Consider the following 13160-nt stretch of genomic DNA (forward strand, 5'->3'; position numbering starts at 1 on the left):
ATGATTGATTTGGCGCCCGGGGTGGGCCGGATGCCCCCCGGCATCGGTGTGCCGGGGGGAAAGGTTAGCCAGAAATCATTTCCGACTGGCGCACAATCACTTCGGCTTGCCGGATCGATGCGAGATCGACAAGGCGGCCTTTGTAAACAGCGGCGCCTTGGCCATCTTTCCTGGCCTGTTCCATCGCCGCCAGGATATCGCGCGCCTCTTGCACCGCTTCGGCGCTGGGGGTGAAAATTTCATTGGCCAGCGCCACCTGTTTCGGGTGGATCGCCCATTTTCCCACCATCCCAAGGGTGGCCGAGCGCAACGCCTGTGCGCGAAACCCTTCGTCGTCGGAAAAATCACCAAACGGGCCATCGACGGGCAAGACCCCGTGTGTGCGACACGCGGCAACGATGGCGGTTTGCGCCCAATGCCACGGATCGGACCAGTATTTTTGCCCGTCGCGGTACATATAGTAATTTTCCTGGGTGCCACCGATCCCGGTGGTCTGCATACCCATGGAGGCGGCAAAATCCGCCGCGCCCAGGCTCATCGCCTGCAAACGGGGTGAGCTGGCGGCGATCTCTTCAACATGGGCAATGCCAGCGGCGGTTTCGATGATAACCTCAAATGCGATGGGTTTGGTTCGCCCCTTGGCCGCCTCAACCGCCGTGACCAAGGCATCGACGGCATAAACATCGGCGGCGCATCCCACCTTGGGGATCATGATTTGATCAATCCGGTCGCCGGCCTGTTCCAGCACCTCAACCACATCACGATACCAATAGGGCGTGTCGAGCCCGTTGATCCGCACGCTCAGATGTTTGGTGCCCCAATCAATATCGTTGATTGCCTGAATGATGTTCTGGCGCGCCTGCGGCTTGTCATCGGGCGAAACACTGTCTTCAAGATCCAGGTTGATGACATCTGCCGCACTGGCCGCCATTTTTTCAAAGATCGCCGGGCGTGATCCGGGGCCGAACAATTGGCAGCGGTTCGGGCGGGCGGGGGCGCTGGGTTGAACACGAAAAGACATGGGTGCCTCGCAAGATTGTTTCTGAAATTCCACGTTATGGGTTATGATATTGCGCATGTCGATGCAACCCGCTGCGCTGCAGAAAGAAAGACATGGGGTGGTGCGGGTGCGCGCCCTGTAATGATCAGGCTTTGGTGGGTGGTTGTGCGGTGTTTTGACCTCAATGCGCATATTCCTTTCATAAATCCGGCGATCCCGCGAAGTATCCTGCGAAATTTTGCATTTTTGCACCAAATTCGGGATCACCTGTCGCGCTCAGCCCGTATAACGCCCTGAACATACCGATAAAGGACGCCCCGATGATCCAAACACCCTATCTTTTGTTTCTGGGCGATGCGCCCGATGCCTTGGCGGCGAAAGTGGCCCAGGGGATCAAGGATTGGAACCCCGATGTGGCCTTGGGCCAATTCCGATTGCCGGGGTGCGGTGCAGATATGGGGCTGCAGGATATGACCCTGGCCGAGGCAAAGGCGGCCGGGGTGAAAACCGTGGTGATCGGCGTGGCCAACCGGGGCGGGGTGATTTCCGATGCCTGGAAAAAGGTGTTGGTGGAAGCCATCGAAATGGGCTTCGATCTGGCCGCTGGTCTGCACAATCTGTTGCGCAACGAGAATGAGCTGATTTCCGCGGCGCGGATGCACGGGCCCACCCTGCACGATGTCCGCATACCCACGGTGGCCTATCCGATTGCGAACGGCAGAAAACGTACCGGCAAACGCTGTCTGGCGATCGGCACCGATTGTTCGGTGGGTAAAATGTATACCGGCATGGCGATGGATGCCGAAATGCAAAAGCGTGGTGTGAAATCGACGTTTCGCCCCACCGGGCAGACAGGCATTCTGATTACCGGTGGTGGTGTGCCATTGGATGCGGTGATTGCCGATTTCATGGCCGGGGCGGTTGAATACTTGACCCCTGACAATGATCCTGACCATTGGGATCATATCGAAGGGCAGGGCAGCCTGTTTCACGTGTCGTATTCCGGCGTGACCATGGCGTTGATCCATGGCGGGCAACCCGATGCGATGGTGCTGTGCCACGAACCCACCCGCACCCATATGCGCGGTTTGCCGGATTATACCCTGCCGACGCTGGAACAGCTGCGCGATACCGCGCTGCCCCTGGCCCGTATCGCCAACCCCGACGCACAGATCGCCGGCGTGTCGCTTAACACCAAGGCGCTGCGCATAGACGAGGCGCGCCGCCTGATCGAAGAGACGGAAAAACGTATCGGCCTGCCCACGACCGATCCATTCCGGTTTGGCACCGCCAATCTGGTCGATGCGGTGTTGGCCCTATGATACAGCGCACCGTGACCCATGATACGTTTCGTCTGGCCGAAACCTTCACCATCTCACGCGGTTCCCGGACCGAGGCCAAAGTGCTGACCGTTCACCTGGATGATGGCACCCACAAAGGCTGGGGCGAATCTGTGCCCTATGCCCGCTATGGCGAAACGCCAGAGTCGGTAACGGCGCAGATCAACGCGCTGCCCGCTGATATTGACCGGCAAACGCTGCAACAGGTGATGAAGCCCGGCGCCGGGCGGTTTGCCATGGATGCCGCCCTGTGGGACATTGAGGCCAAGCGCAGTGGCAAGCGGGTTTGGCAATTGGCCGGGCTGGCGCGGCCGGGGCCCGAGATCACGGCCTTTACCCTGTCGCTTGATACGCCCGAAAACATGCGCGCAGCGGCGGCAAAACACGCCCACCGCCCGTTGCTCAAGATCAAGCTGGGCACGCCCGACGATATGGCGCGCCTTGAAGCGGTGCGCGCCGGTGCGCCAAACGCCGCCATTATCGTTGATGCCAATGAAGGCTGGAGCGCCGAAGTATACACGGATCTGGCCCCCCATCTGGTGCGCATGGGGGTGAAGCTGGTTGAACAACCATTGCCCGCGGGGCAGGATGACATGCTGGCCGAAATCGCCCGTCCTCTGCCGGTTTGCGCCGATGAGTCGTGCCATGATCGCGCATCTTTGCCCGATCTGGTCGGCAAATACGACATGATCAACATCAAGCTGGACAAGACCGGTGGGTTGACCGAAGGATTGTTGTTGCGCGACGCGGCCCGTGCCCAAGGGTTCGGGATCATGGTGGGCTGCATGGTTGGTACGTCATTGGCGATGGCGCCGGCGGTTCTGTTGGCGCAGGGGGCGGCGTTTACCGATCTGGACGGGCCTTTGTTGCTGGCCGAAGACCGCCAAACGCCGTTGCAGTTTGACGAACGCGGCGTGCATCCCTCTGATCCGGCGCTTTGGGGGTAACGGCGCGGGAAAATCGATTGGCCCACGCTGTTTGTCGCGGATGGGAATGGATTTATCCGTGATCGACTGGCATAGGAAGAAAAGACCCAATAACCCACAAGGACTTTGCCGATGACCCGCACCGTTTATCTGAATGGCGCCTACCTGCCCGAAGACCAGGCCAAGGTTTCGATCTTTGACCGTGGCTTTTTGTTTGCCGATGGCGTGTACGAAGTCACCAGCGTTCTGGGCGGTAAGTTGCTCGATTTCGAAGGTCACGCCGTGCGGCTGCAGCGGTCTTTGTCCGAACTGGAGATCACCAATCCGATTTCCAAGGATGATCTGCTTGAAGTGCACCGCGAATTGGTGCGCCTGAATGAAATCGACGATGGCCTGATCTATCTGCAAATCACCCGCGGCGCGGCTGATCGTGATTTTGCCTATCCCCCCGCCGATACCCCCTGCACGATCGTGTTGTTCACGCAGGCCAAACCGGGCTTGGCGGAAAACCCGATGGCGCAGACGGGCCTGAAGGTGATCAGCATCGAAGATCAGCGGTGGGGCCGGCGCGATATCAAGACGGTGCAACTTCTGTATCCGTCGATGGGCAAGATGATGGCCAAGGCGGCCGGCGCCCACGATGCCTGGATGGTCGAAGACGGGTTCGTGACCGAAGGCACCAGCAACAATGCCTATATCGTAAAAAACGGCAAGATCATCACCCGCCATCTGGGCCATGAAATCCTGCACGGGATCACCCGTGCTGCTGTGCTGCGATTCGCCCGCGAGGCGCAAATGGAAGTGGAAGAGCGCGCCTTTACCCTGGACGAGGCGAAAGACGCCGACGAAGCCTTCATTACCTCGGCATCCATGTTTGTGATGCCGGTGGTAGAGTTGGATGGCGCCCCGATCGGAACCGGCAAGGTGGGCCAGGTGGCCAGTCGGTTGCGCGAAATATATGTCGACGAAAGCCGCAAGGCCGCGATCTGATCGCGGCGGCGCGTCCGCTGAAACCGGACAGGCAAAAGCCCGGTCTGCGGTGTTCGCAGTCCGGGCTTTTTCTTGCTGAAAATATCCTCGCCGAAGGCATGGCGCGCAGCGCCAGTCTATCCGTGGGATTTGGCAAAAGCGTCTTTTTGCTCTTGCGTCGCCTCGGTCTGATGTTTTGATTTCCAGTCCTCAAAGGGCATTCCGTAAAACGCCTCGCGCGCCTGTGCCTTGTCCATGTCGATGCCGCGGTCATTGGCGGCCTCCTGATACCAGCGGCTCAGACAATTGCGGCAGAATCCGGTCTGGTTCATCATGTCGATATTTTGCACGTCGGTCCGTTTTGCCAGATGATCGCGCAGTTTGCGAAATGCGGCAGCTTCAAGTTCCAGTTCGGTTTGGGCGTCCATGACACTCTCCTTTTAGATTTGCCTCAGGGTGGGTTGGTGGGGCGTGTTCGTCAAGGTGTCTGATCTGCCTGAAAAGTGAACGGGATGCGGTCATTCAGGGTTCGATATGGCATTGATGAATGCGCCAGTTGTACCGCTAACATTTTTGCGCCATAAAACCCGCGACCCATCTTCCCTGATGCCCCGAATGAAGGAAAAGGCACTATGAGACGCCTTCGCAATGTAAAGATCGTCGCCACCCTGGGCCCTGCGTCCAATGATTATGATACCATCCGCGCCCTGTTTGAGGCAGGCGCAGATGTGTTTCGGTTGAATATGAGCCATGGAGACCATGAAGAAATCAAGGTGCGCCATGGCATCATTCGCAAGATCGAAAACGATCTCGGTCGTCCGATTGCCATTTTGGCCGATCTGCAAGGCCCGAAATTGCGGGTTGGTGTTTTTGCCAACGGCGAAGAAGATCTGACCGTCGGTCAGAAGTTTCGTCTGGATCTGGACAAGGCCGAGGGCGATTCAACCCGCGTCTGTCTGCCCCACAAAGAGATTTTCGCAGCGTTGGAGCCGGGATCCAGCCTGTTGGTGAATGATGGTAAAATTCGCCTCAAGGTGATTGAATGTGGCAAGGATTTCGCCAATTGCGAAGTGATCGTGGGGGGGACGATTTCCAACCGCAAGGGCGTGAACGTGCCCGATGTGGTTCTGCCCCTGGCCGCACTTTCGGAAAAAGACCGCAAGGATCTGGATTTTGTCTGTGATCTGGGGGTTGATTGGCTGGCCCTGTCGTTTGTTCAGCGCCCCGAAGATGTGGAAGAGGCGCGCGAACTGGCCTATGGCCGCGCCGCAATCCTCAGCAAGATTGAAAAGCCTTCGGCAGTGACGAATTTTGATGCGATCCTCAAGGTGTCAGATGGCATCATGGTGGCGCGCGGCGATCTGGGTGTGGAATTGCCTGTGCAAAACGTTCCACCGATCCAGAAACGTCTGGTGCGCAAATGTCGTGCCGCCGCCAAGCCGGTGATCGTGGCGACACAGATGTTGGAATCGATGATCGAATCACCGGTGCCCACCCGCGCCGAAGTGTCCGATGTGGCCGCCGCGATCTATGAGGGGGCCGATGCCGTCATGCTGTCGGCTGAATCGGCTGCCGGATCGTTCCCTGTTGAGGCGGTCAAAACCATGGACGCGGTCGCCATCGAAGTGGAAAGTGATCCGACCTATCGCGAGGTCATGGAGGCCAGCCGCGACGGCAAAAAGGAAACCGTGGCCGATGCCATCGTTTCGGCCGCGCGCGAAATTGCCGAAACCACGAATATCAAGGCGATCTGTTGCTTCTCGCAATCGGGTAAAACCGCCAGTCTGGTCGCGCGCGAACGTCCGCGTGTTCCGATTTTGGCGATGACCCATGTGGTGGGCACGGCGCGGCGGCTGGTTCTGACGTGGGGGTTGCACTGTGTGATCGCCCGCCCGGTTGATCGGTTCAAGGGCGCGGTTATCGCTTCGACCCGGGCTGCCATGGCCGAAGGGTTTGCCAACAAGGAAGATCAGATCGTGATCACCGCCGGTGTCCCGTTCAATATTCCCGGCACCACCAATATCCTGCGGGTGGCACCCTGTGATGAGCGATTGATTTACAGTGGCGATCCTGAATAATCTGAAAGCACGATAACAAAGGAGTCGCCGGTGAATCCCGATATTGCCCTTGTTCTGGGCGTGATATTTCTGGCGCTGGCGGTTCCTTCGCTGCTTTCGGCGTTTTCTGAATCGCGCCCGCCCCGCGCGGCAATGATCATGATCGTTCTGGCGGGGGGCGCGATTTATTTTGCCATCACATCGCGCCCCGGCGGCTATGCCATTGCCGATATTCCCGAAGCTTTCGTGCGGGTGATCGGGATGATCCTGAACTAACCCCTTGTCAGGATGGCGATCCCGATTTATACGATCCATTCTTTCGTGCGTCCGGCCCAAGAGGCATGCCGAGTCGCGCGCACACCCGACCCAAAGACAGGAGACGGAAATGCCCAAGATGAAGACGAAATCGAGCGCCAAAAAGCGCTTCAAGGTGACAGCGACCGGCAAGGTCGTCGGCGGCTATGCCGGCAAGCGTCACGGGATGATCAAGCGCAGCACGAAATTTATCCGCAGCGCGCGCGGCACACGTGTTCTCAGCGTGCCGGATCAGAAGCTTGCCAAATCTTTCATGCCCTACGCCGGTTAAGGAGACAGATCCATGTCACGTACCAAAGGTGGAACCGTCGCCCATTCGCGTCACAAAAAGGTTCTGAAAGCTGCCAAAGGTTATTATGGCCGTCGCAGCACTGCATTCAAAACGGCAACACAGGCCGTTGATAAAGCCAACCAATACGCCACGCGCGACCGTAAGAATCGCAAGCGGAATTTCCGCGCGCTGTGGATTCAGCGGATCAATGCCGCCGTACGCGGCCATGATGAGGCGCTGACATACAGCCGCTTTATCAATGGTCTGTCCCTGGCCGGGATTGAGGTTGACCGCAAGGTTCTGGCCGATCTGGCCGTGAACGAGCCCGAAGCATTCGGCACGATCGTGGAAAAAGCCCAGGCCGCCTTGGCCGCCTAAGCCGACCCCATCGCATGATGATGCAAAACGCGGGCCAATCGGTCCGCGTTTTTTCGTTTTGGGGGGTGCAACCCCCCGATAACCTTGCAGCGCGCGCCGCCACGCGGTAGCACCCGCGCAGCATATGACGGAGCGGGCCATGGACGATTTACGAGATAAATACATTACACAGATCGCAGGCGCACAGGATGAATCCGCGCTTGAGGCGCTGCGCCTGACCGCCATCGGCAAAAAGGGCGAGGTTTCGCTGAAAATGCGCGAACTGGGCAAGATGACACCGGAACAGCGCCAGGTGGTCGGCCCGGCGTTAAATGCGCTGAAGGATGAAATCACATCCGCCATCGCCGCGCGCAAGGAATCTCTGGGCAATGCCGCGCTTGACGAACGGCTGCGCGGCGAATGGTTGGATGTCACCCTGCCCGGACGGCGCCGAGGTGCCGCCATGGGCACAATCCACCCGGTCAGCCAGGTGTGGGAAGAATGCACCGCGATTTTCGCCGATATGGGCTTTGCCGTGGCCGAAGGCCCGCAGGTTGAAACCGATTTTTACAATTTCGATGCCCTTAACATCCCATCACACCACCCCGCGCGGGGCGAGATGGACACGTTTTATATGCACCGTGACACAGGCGATGCCCGCCCGCCCCATGTGCTGCGCACCCACACCAGCCCGGTACAGATTCGCACGATGCAGGCCCAAGGCGCGCCCGTGCGCATCATCTGCCCCGGTCGCGTCTACCGTGCCGATTACGATCAGACCCACACGCCGATGTTTCATCAGGTCGAAGGCTTGGCGCTGGATAAAAACATCTCGATGGCGAACCTGAAATGGGTGCTTGAGGAGTTTTTTACCGCCTATTTCGGCACCAAGGTCAAAACCCGCTTTCGCGCCTCGCATTTTCCATTCACTGAACCCTCGGCCGAGGTGGATATTCAATGTTCCTGGCAAGATGGCCAGGTGCGCGTCGGCGAAGGCGATGGTTGGCTTGAGGTGCTGGGCAGCGGCATGGTCCACCCCAAAGTGTTAACCGCCGGCGGAATCGACCCCAATGAATGGCAAGGCTTTGCCTTCGGCATGGGCATCGACCGCATTGCCATGCTGAAATACGGCATCCCAGATTTGCGCGCGTTTTTTGACAGTGATCTGCGGTGGTTGCGGCACTACGGGTTCTCGCCGTTGCAGGTGCCGACGTTGCATGGTGGGGTTAGTTGATGAGTTTGTGGGCACCAATAATTACGGCGTTGATCGCTGTTTTCGGAGGTGCGCTAGCCTACTGGAATCAGAAAAGAATCGATAGAAGGGCCACGTTGCTTGAAAGGCGTAGGGATGTCTATCAACGTTTTTTGGAAGCCCTGTTTGATCATGTTGAAGATCGTTCGGAAACGTCAGGTCGGATTTATGATCGAATGAAATGCGAGTTATTATTGGTAGCATCGGATCAAGTACTTGCCGTGATGCCGCTAGTACAAGAAGCATCTGTAATGGATATGAATGCACTTGGGCCGGAGGATGTACACCAACGTGTCAGTGATTTATTTAAAGCAATGCGCAATGACTGCTTCGAAAAGACACGAATTGAGGGGTGGGATTTTGAATATCTAGTTCCCATCGGAAAGCGAACTCCAATTACACTAAAAGAAGGCGCCATGGAATGAAATTCACCCTCTCCTGGCTCAAAGAGCATCTCGACACCACCGCCTCGGTGGACGAAATCACCGACGCCCTGACCGATCTTGGTCTTGAAGTTGAAGGCGTGGAAAACCCTGCGGCACGGTTGTCGGCCTTTACGCTTGGCTATGTCAAAACCGCCGAAAAGCACCCCGATGCGGATCGGTTGAACGTGTGTCAGGTGGACACGGGCGAAGACACGCTGCAAATCATCTGTGGCGCGTCCAATGCGCGGGCGGGCATTACCGTGGTGGTTGCGCGCCCTGGCACCTATGTGCCGGGCATCGACACGACCATTCAAGTGGGCAAAATTCGCGGCGTCGAATCCCATGGGATGATGTGTTCGGAACGGGAAATGGAGCTGTCGGACGAACACGAGGGCATCATCGAACTGCCCAGCGGCACCATCGGCCAACCGTTTACCGATTGGCTGGCCGAACATGACCCGGCCAAAATCGACCCGGTGATCGAAATCGCCATCACGCCAAACCGCCCCGATGCGTTGGGCGTGCATGGCATTGCCCGCGATTTGGCGGCGCGTGGCCTTGGCACGTTAATCGAAACAACCGTGGCCGATGTGCCCGGCACCTTCCCATGCCCAATCACCGTCACGATTGACGAGGATACGCGCGACAGCGCCCCGCACTTCACCGGCCGCCTTATTCGCGGTGTGAAAAACGGCCCGTCGCCGGCCTGGCTGCAACACCGGCTAAAGGCAATCGGGCTCAGGCCAATCTCGGCTCTGGTCGATATCACCAACTTTTTCACCTATGCCTATAATCGCCCCTTGCACGTGTTCGATGCCGATAAAATGCAGGGCGGATTGCGGGTGCATCGCGCCACGGGCGGCGAAACCCTGTTGGCGCTGGATGACAAAGAATACACGTTTCAGCCGGGCCAAATGGTGATTTCCGACGATCAAGGCGTTGAAAGCATTGCCGGAATCATGGGCGGCACGCCGTCGGGATGTTCCGATGAAACGGTGAATGTGTTTCTGGAATCCGCCTGGTGGGATCCGGTGACAATTGCGCACACAGGCCGCGCGCTGAAAATCAACTCAGACGCGCGGTATCGGTTTGAGCGCGGCGTTGACCCTGCATACACCCTGCCGGGGCTTCAGGCCGCCACGCAAATGGTGTTGGACCTGTGCGGCGGGGAAGCGTCAGAGGTGGTAGAGGCCGGCGCAGCCCCCGATCATGCGCGCAGCTACCCGTTGGATACCGATCAGGTGCAAAGCCTGGTGGGCATGACCATCGCGCCCGATGTGCAGCGCGCAACCCTGAGCGCACTCGGTTTTGACGTGCAGGGCGACATGGTGCAGGTGCCATCTTGGCGCCCCGACGTGCAGGGCGCGGCAGACCTGGTGGAAGAGGTGGCGCGCATCGCATCCCTGACCAAGTTGCAAGGCCAACCCATGGCGCGCGCCCAAGCGGGCGTGCCGAAACCGATCCTCACACCGCTGCAAAAACGCGAACAGACCGTGCGCCGCACCATTGCCGCGCTGGGCTATAACGAATGTGTGACCTACAGCTTTGTCGATCAGGCATCGGCGGCGCTGTTTGATGGCGGCAGTGATGCCACGATGCTGGAAAATCCGATTTCCGCCGATCTGTCGCATATGCGGCCGGCGCTGTTGCCCGGATTGTTGCAGGCCGCCAAACGCAACCAGGCGCGCGGTGTCAACGATATGGCCCTGTTTGAGGTCGGCCCCGCCTTTCACGGTGGTGAGCCGGGCGAGCAGCATCTTTTGGTCACCGGCCTGTTGATCGGTCGCACCGGACCAAAAGACGTGCACGGCGATTCCCGTGTGGTCGATATTTACGACGTCAAGGCCGATGCCGAGGCAGCGCTGGCCGCCATGGGCGCGCCGGGCAAGGTGCAGATCCTGCGCGGCGGGCCGGATTGGTGGCATCCGGGGCGGCATGGGATGATCTGCCTTGGGCCGAAAAAGGTACTGGGTATTTTTGGCGAAGTGCATCCGCGCATTTTGAAAGCGATGGATGTGAAAGGCCCGGCCATGGCGTTCACCCTGTGGCCTGCCGAAATCCCATTGCCGCGCAACACCGGCGCGGCGCGCGCGCCATTGATCCTGTCGGGGTTTCAGGCAACGGAACGTGATTTCGCCTTTGTCGTCGATGAGAAGACCGAGGCGTTGACATTGCTGAATGCCGCCGCCGGGGCCGATAAGGCGTTGATCGCAGATGTGCGCCTGTTTGACCAATTCGTTGGCGGCAGTCTGGGCGCGGGGCAGAAATCATTGGCCATCACGGTGCGCCTGCAACCGCAAACCGCCACCCTGACCGAAAAGGAAATCGAGATGGTATCGGCCAAGATCATTGAAAAGGTCGCCAAGGCCACTGGCGGCGTTTTGCGCGGCTGACGTCGGTTTATGGATATTTAAAGCAAGAAAAAACAGAACAGCGTTTGGTTTTTTCTTGCACTAAATATCCCCGCCGGAGGCATTACAACTTTAAGGAGAACGAAATGTTGCATGTTTATCTGTCCGGTGAAATCCACACCGATTGGCGCGAACAAATCATCGACGGCGCACAGGGGTTGGATGTGGTGTTTAACAGCCCGGTCACCGATCACGATGCCAGCGATGATTGCGGTGTGGCGATTTTGGGGGCCGAAGAAAACAAATACTGGCACGATCACAAGGGCGCGATGGTGAATGCCATTCGCACCCGCAAAGGCATTGAAGAGGCCGATGTGGTCGTTGTGCGGTTTGGCGACAAATACAAACAGTGGAACGCGGCGTTTGATGCCGGTTATGCCGCCGCCCTTGGCAAATCGCTGATCGTGTTGCACGGGCCCGATCATGCCCATGCGTTGAAAGAAGTGGATGCCGCGGCCCTTGCCGTTGCGCAAGAGCCGCAGCAGGTGGTTGAGATCCTGCGGTATGTGCTGACAGGAAAACTGCCCGGTTAAGTGCGGGGGGGAATGTTCTTGCCCGTTTCAACGGCTGGGCGGGCATAGAACCTTTTGTGCCAGGCCACCAGATTGGGGTGGTCGGCCCAGCCCACCGTTTCCAGTACGCCGTAAAATTCAAGCCCATTCAGCCAGGGCACGATGGCAATATCGGCGATGGAAAACTCCCCGATTATCCAATCTTTGCCGGTCATTTCTTTTTCCAGCACCGCCAGCAGGCGCTTTGCCTCGTTGATAAATCTTTCACGCGGGCGCGGGTCTTCGATTTCGGCGCCGGCGAATTTGGTGAAATAGCCCAGTTGGCCAAACATCGGGCCAACGCCACCCATCTGAAACATCACCCACTGAATCGTGCGCGCCTTGTCAGATGCGGTTTTACCCATCAACTTTCCGGTTTTTTCCGCCAGATAAATCAGGATCGCGCCGGATTCAAACAGACCCAAGGGCGCGCCGTCAGGGCCGTTGGGATCAATGATCGCGGGGATTTTATTGTTGGGGTTCAGGGACAGAAAAGCGTCAGATTTGACATCTTCATCTGCCAGGGTAACCCGGTGCGGTTCATATTCGAGGCCCAGTTCTTCCAACGCGATCGAGACTTTGACACCATTTGGGGTAGGATAGGAGTAGAGCTGGATCACATCGGGGTTTGCCGCGGGCCAACGGGCGGTGATGGGAAAGGCTGAAAGATCGGGCATGGGATTTCCTTATATTGCGTGAGGCAGACCCTAGGCGATTTTGCGCGGTAAAAAAGCGTAACTTTTGTTTGAATTGATGCTACACGCCGTGCGGTGGCGAACAATGTCAGTATTTTACGCGGGGTCAAAAATGATTAACGAATTTAAGGATTTCATTGCCAAGGGCAATGTGATGGATTTGGCTGTTGGTATCATCATCGGTGCGGCGTTTACGGCGATTGTCAGCAGTCTGGTGGGTGATCTGATCAATCCGGTTATCGGCCTGATTCTGGGCGGGGTCGATTTTACCAGTATGTATTTCGTACTGTCGGGGGATGTTGCGCCGGGTTTGGGGCTCGAGGCGGCGCGGGAAAATGGCGCGGCGATTTTCGCCTATGGCGCGTTCGTCACGGCCTGTATCAATTTCCTGATCATCGCGTTTGTGGTGTTCATTTTGGTAAAAGTCGTCAACCGTCTGAAATCGGCAGCGGAAAAGCCCGATGATGTTGCGCCCGAAGTCAAAACCGGCCCGTCCGAGTTGGACGTTCTGATCGAAATTCGCGACCAGTTGAAGCGCGGTTAGGCGCACCAAATGATACTGTGGCCCGCCGGTGTCGGCGGGCGGCATGT

Annotated in this window: 15 protein-coding genes; 12 read left to right on the plus strand and 3 right to left on the minus strand. The window is 58.0% G+C overall.

Going from position 1 to position 13160, the window contains the following annotated elements:
* Window positions 1–64 precede the first annotated feature (64 nt).
* Window positions 65–1021 (minus strand): L-malyl-CoA/beta-methylmalyl-CoA lyase, encoded by a 957-nt coding sequence (locus C8265_RS15120; protein WP_108484951.1) that lies wholly within the window; start codon window positions 1019–1021, stop codon window positions 65–67.
* Between the two features lie 299 nt (window positions 1022–1320).
* Between C8265_RS15120 and dgcN the strand changes: the two genes are divergently transcribed.
* From dgcN to C8265_RS15135, 3 genes are all read left to right on the plus strand, one after another.
* Window positions 1321–2322: an N-acetyltransferase DgcN gene (dgcN, locus tag C8265_RS15125; protein WP_108484865.1), complete on the plus strand. Its 1002-nt coding sequence runs from the start codon at window positions 1321–1323 to the stop codon at window positions 2320–2322.
* The gene (gene dgcA / locus C8265_RS15130; protein WP_420818872.1) at window positions 2319–3287 is read left to right on the plus strand and encodes an N-acetyl-D-Glu racemase DgcA; all 969 of its coding nucleotides are present in this window, start codon (window positions 2319–2321) and stop codon (window positions 3285–3287) included. The genes dgcN and dgcA overlap by 4 nt, the downstream gene beginning before the upstream one ends.
* 111 nt (window positions 3288–3398) lie before the next feature.
* Entirely contained in the window at window positions 3399–4256 is an 858-nt protein-coding gene (locus tag C8265_RS15135; RefSeq protein ID WP_108484866.1) for a D-amino-acid transaminase, read from the plus strand.
* Window positions 4257–4372: 116 nt separating this feature from the next.
* Here C8265_RS15135 and C8265_RS15140 read toward each other — a convergent pair whose 3' ends face one another.
* Window positions 4373–4663 (minus strand): DUF1244 domain-containing protein, encoded by a 291-nt coding sequence (locus C8265_RS15140; protein WP_108484867.1) that lies wholly within the window; start codon window positions 4661–4663, stop codon window positions 4373–4375.
* Between the two features lie 204 nt (window positions 4664–4867).
* Between C8265_RS15140 and pyk the strand changes: the two genes are divergently transcribed.
* The 8 genes from pyk (at window position 4868) to C8265_RS15180 (ending at window position 11856) form a co-directional block, all read left to right on the plus strand.
* Window positions 4868–6313: a pyruvate kinase gene (gene pyk / locus C8265_RS15145; RefSeq protein WP_108484868.1), complete on the plus strand. Its 1446-nt coding sequence runs from the start codon at window positions 4868–4870 to the stop codon at window positions 6311–6313.
* A gap of 30 nt (window positions 6314–6343) precedes the next feature.
* The gene (locus C8265_RS15150; RefSeq protein ID WP_108484869.1) at window positions 6344–6568 is read left to right on the plus strand and encodes a hypothetical protein; all 225 of its coding nucleotides are present in this window, start codon (window positions 6344–6346) and stop codon (window positions 6566–6568) included.
* A 109-nt stretch (window positions 6569–6677) separates the two neighbouring features.
* Window positions 6678–6878 carry a 50S ribosomal protein L35 gene (gene rpmI / locus C8265_RS15155; RefSeq protein ID WP_108484870.1) on the plus strand — a complete coding sequence of 67 codons (201 nt, stop codon included), beginning with the start codon at window positions 6678–6680 and terminating at the stop codon, window positions 6876–6878.
* A 12-nt stretch (window positions 6879–6890) separates the two neighbouring features.
* Window positions 6891–7256 (plus strand): 50S ribosomal protein L20, encoded by a 366-nt coding sequence (gene rplT, locus C8265_RS15160; RefSeq protein ID WP_108484871.1) that lies wholly within the window; start codon window positions 6891–6893, stop codon window positions 7254–7256.
* A gap of 139 nt (window positions 7257–7395) precedes the next feature.
* The gene (pheS, locus tag C8265_RS15165) at window positions 7396–8469 is read left to right on the plus strand and encodes a phenylalanine--tRNA ligase subunit alpha (RefSeq protein WP_108484872.1); all 1074 of its coding nucleotides are present in this window, start codon (window positions 7396–7398) and stop codon (window positions 8467–8469) included.
* Window positions 8469–8912 (plus strand): hypothetical protein, encoded by a 444-nt coding sequence (locus C8265_RS19320; RefSeq protein ID WP_126623180.1) that lies wholly within the window; start codon window positions 8469–8471, stop codon window positions 8910–8912. Before pheS ends, C8265_RS19320 begins: the two co-directional genes overlap by 1 nt.
* Window positions 8909–11305 (plus strand): phenylalanine--tRNA ligase subunit beta, encoded by a 2397-nt coding sequence (gene pheT / locus C8265_RS15175; protein ID WP_108484874.1) that lies wholly within the window; start codon window positions 8909–8911, stop codon window positions 11303–11305. The genes C8265_RS19320 and pheT overlap by 4 nt, the downstream gene beginning before the upstream one ends.
* Before the next feature lie 104 nt (window positions 11306–11409).
* Window positions 11410–11856: a YtoQ family protein gene (locus C8265_RS15180; protein WP_108484875.1), complete on the plus strand. Its 447-nt coding sequence runs from the start codon at window positions 11410–11412 to the stop codon at window positions 11854–11856.
* Here the strand turns inward: C8265_RS15180 and C8265_RS15185 are convergent.
* A complete protein-coding gene (locus tag C8265_RS15185) occupies window positions 11853–12551 on the minus strand; it encodes a glutathione S-transferase family protein (protein ID WP_108484876.1) in 699 nt (232 codons plus the stop codon). The genes C8265_RS15180 and C8265_RS15185 overlap by 4 nt on opposite strands.
* Before the next feature lie 130 nt (window positions 12552–12681).
* Between C8265_RS15185 and mscL the strand changes: the two genes are divergently transcribed.
* The gene (mscL, locus tag C8265_RS15190; protein WP_108484877.1) at window positions 12682–13113 is read left to right on the plus strand and encodes a large conductance mechanosensitive channel protein MscL; all 432 of its coding nucleotides are present in this window, start codon (window positions 12682–12684) and stop codon (window positions 13111–13113) included.
* Window positions 13114–13160: the final 47 nt, after the last annotated feature.

This window comes from Oceaniglobus ichthyenteri (genome assembly GCF_003057885.1).
GTDB lineage: Bacteria > Pseudomonadota > Alphaproteobacteria > Rhodobacterales > Rhodobacteraceae > Oceaniglobus > Oceaniglobus ichthyenteri.

Bases quoted from the DNA above. Each gene is read 5' to 3' on its own strand.
- C8265_RS15185 (WP_108484876.1), bottom strand. From the start codon at position 12,551: ATGCCCGATCTTTCAGCCTTTCCCATCACCGCCCGTTGGCCCGCGGCA.
- rpmI (WP_108484870.1), top strand. From the start codon at position 6,678: ATGCCCAAGATGAAGACGAAATCGAGCGCCAAAAAGCGCTTCAAGGTG.
- pheT (WP_108484874.1), top strand. From the start codon at position 8,909: ATGAAATTCACCCTCTCCTGGCTCAAAGAGCATCTCGACACCACCGCC.
- dgcA (WP_420818872.1), top strand. From the start codon at position 2,319: ATGATACAGCGCACCGTGACCCATGATACGTTTCGTCTGGCCGAAACC.
- C8265_RS15135 (WP_108484866.1), top strand. From the start codon at position 3,399: ATGACCCGCACCGTTTATCTGAATGGCGCCTACCTGCCCGAAGACCAG.
- C8265_RS15120 (WP_108484951.1), bottom strand. From the start codon at position 1,021: ATGTCTTTTCGTGTTCAACCCAGCGCCCCCGCCCGCCCGAACCGCTGC.
- rplT (WP_108484871.1), top strand. From the start codon at position 6,891: ATGTCACGTACCAAAGGTGGAACCGTCGCCCATTCGCGTCACAAAAAG.
- pyk (WP_108484868.1), top strand. From the start codon at position 4,868: ATGAGACGCCTTCGCAATGTAAAGATCGTCGCCACCCTGGGCCCTGCG.
- dgcN (WP_108484865.1), top strand. From the start codon at position 1,321: ATGATCCAAACACCCTATCTTTTGTTTCTGGGCGATGCGCCCGATGCC.
- C8265_RS15140 (WP_108484867.1), bottom strand. From the start codon at position 4,663: ATGGACGCCCAAACCGAACTGGAACTTGAAGCTGCCGCATTTCGCAAA.
- C8265_RS19320 (WP_126623180.1), top strand. From the start codon at position 8,469: ATGAGTTTGTGGGCACCAATAATTACGGCGTTGATCGCTGTTTTCGGA.
- C8265_RS15180 (WP_108484875.1), top strand. From the start codon at position 11,410: ATGTTGCATGTTTATCTGTCCGGTGAAATCCACACCGATTGGCGCGAA.
- mscL (WP_108484877.1), top strand. From the start codon at position 12,682: ATGATTAACGAATTTAAGGATTTCATTGCCAAGGGCAATGTGATGGAT.
- pheS (WP_108484872.1), top strand. From the start codon at position 7,396: ATGGACGATTTACGAGATAAATACATTACACAGATCGCAGGCGCACAG.